Here is a 1590-nt window from a genome sequence, read left to right as displayed (position 1 = left end):
GGCTCTCTATAAGGCGGCGATGAGTGAAGGCTTGGATTTTGCTAAAGATATCGCTATTCGCTCTCTTCCGAAACTTGGTCCCGCCGTACCTGTCTATGATAAATCGGAGTTCGATCCGATACGTACCGGAGAAGCGGTTGTATGTATCGATGGGAGGGAGTTTCATTTCGTGTTGTATTCCTACGAATCGGAAGGAAACATCGTCACACTTGCGTATTCACCACGTTGCGCGAAGTTCGGTTCCTGAGAGCGGGATTCTGAAATCTGAATGCGGGGATTCGAGACTGTAGCTTACATAAGGCATGAAATCCCGCGAACGCCGTTCGCGGGATTCCGGATGTGAAGTTAGCGGTATTTCAGGCAAGGATGCTTCTCAGCTGAAGCATAAGAATGATGAATCCGGCAGCATAGATGGCGAGGATTCCGGCATTGTGATAATGAGATGTAGTCAGGTTTCTTTTCATGATGTCTTATGATTTCGAGTAATTTTGATATTGCAAAGTAAATGCGGTGCAGTGCCTGGAAATGGCAGTTATGTGTTAATAAAGATTAATATGCGTATGCCGCTTTCCTTGCACTTTGTGAATGGTGAAATATATAACCTTGTTTGTGCAATATATGGTATAAATTATGGCAAACATATAAATTTAGCGGAAAACATTAGTGTTGATTATTTAAAAATGCTTATATTTGTGGTTGTTAATAGGCTTTCGGCTCCAATAGCCGTCAGAGCTTCCGGTTTTAGTATAATCCATAATTTAAAAGGAATCGCAGATAAGAATCAGTGAAGTCGACGGTGCGGTTTCTGTATTTTTTATAGATATTAATGCAGCTATGGAATTAGGAAATATTTTAAGAAACAGACGACAGACTCTAAGAACCACGCAGCAGACGCTTGCCGAGATGTCGGGGGTGAGTGTAAGAATGATAAAGGCTATCGAAGGCGGGTATGCCAATCCCTCGATAGCCACACTTGAAAAAATTCTTAACGTTCTGGGTCTTCAGCTTGTGATTTCAGACAAGCAGGATGCCGAATAGTCGCTTTCCTGCGGAATTGTTTTGTGATTCAGTTGTCCTGATTATACAGGAATATCGGTTCTGATTCCCTGTTCATGCGGTCAAGGGCAGTCACGGCGTATGTCACGCCCTGTGCGTCCGGGTCTATAAGCATCTTTCTGTAAGGTGTCAGAGCCACGATTGCCTGAGGATCTTCAATATCCTGTTTTTCTCCGGAATAAAATTCGTAGACCACAAATCTAACCGCATCGGTCTCATGCTCGCCGTGCCGGTGTTCTGGAGCGGACCATACAAGGTATTTCCTGTCTCCCTCTTTCTCTATCCTGATGTCAGTGAGGTTGGCGGGGCGTATGGCGGGGTCTCCGTATGCCGGCGGCAATGCTATTGTCGACTGGTATTTCATGGCAAGAGAGTCTGCCGCACCTTTGTAGTTGCCAGTCACCCAATATCCGTGCCACCATATGTTCCCTCCGATGTTGGGGAGTTTGCGCGAGAGTTTCACCTTGGTGTCAAGCTCGTTTTTGTCTTTGTTTCCCGGATCCGCCACATCCATTGTGCGTTTCACGTCCTGAC

General features: G+C 45.5%; 3 protein-coding genes and 1 pseudogene. 3 read left to right on the top strand and 1 reads right to left on the bottom strand.

Going from position 1 to position 1590, the window contains the following annotated elements; genetic code table 11:
* The 3 genes from JX312_RS13405 to JX312_RS13395 all read left to right on the top strand — a co-directional run.
* On the top strand, positions 1–247 hold a 247-nt coding region (locus JX312_RS13405), incomplete at its 5' end, for a hypothetical protein (RefSeq protein ID WP_204458416.1).
* A 313-nt stretch (positions 248–560) separates the two neighbouring features.
* The gene (locus tag JX312_RS13400; RefSeq protein ID WP_204458414.1) at positions 561–788 is read left to right on the top strand and encodes a hypothetical protein; all 228 of its coding nucleotides are present in this window, start codon (positions 561–563) and stop codon (positions 786–788) included.
* A gap of 46 nt (positions 789–834) precedes the next feature.
* Positions 835–1038: a helix-turn-helix domain-containing protein gene (locus JX312_RS13395; RefSeq protein WP_123406235.1), complete on the top strand. Its 204-nt coding sequence runs from the start codon at positions 835–837 to the stop codon at positions 1036–1038.
* A gap of 28 nt (positions 1039–1066) precedes the next feature.
* On the opposite strand, the pseudogene JX312_RS13390 reads toward JX312_RS13395, so the two are convergent.
* Positions 1067–1590: pseudogene (locus JX312_RS13390) on the bottom strand (hypothetical protein); the annotation flags it as partial.

Origin of the sequence: Barnesiella sp. CU968, from assembly GCF_905219685.1 — a bacterium.
GTDB classification, from domain to species: Bacteria; Bacteroidota; Bacteroidia; order Bacteroidales; family Muribaculaceae; genus Lepagella; species Lepagella muris_A.
The sequence above is the reverse complement of the archived record's forward strand: the minus strand, read 5'-3'. Positions and strand labels throughout refer to the sequence as shown.

Excerpts from the sequence above, each read along its gene's own strand:
- JX312_RS13400 (WP_204458414.1), top strand. The coding sequence starts at position 561 with ATGCCGCTTTCCTTGCACTTTGTGAATGGTGAAATATATAACCTTGTT.
- JX312_RS13395 (WP_123406235.1), top strand. The coding sequence starts at position 835 with ATGGAATTAGGAAATATTTTAAGAAACAGACGACAGACTCTAAGAACC.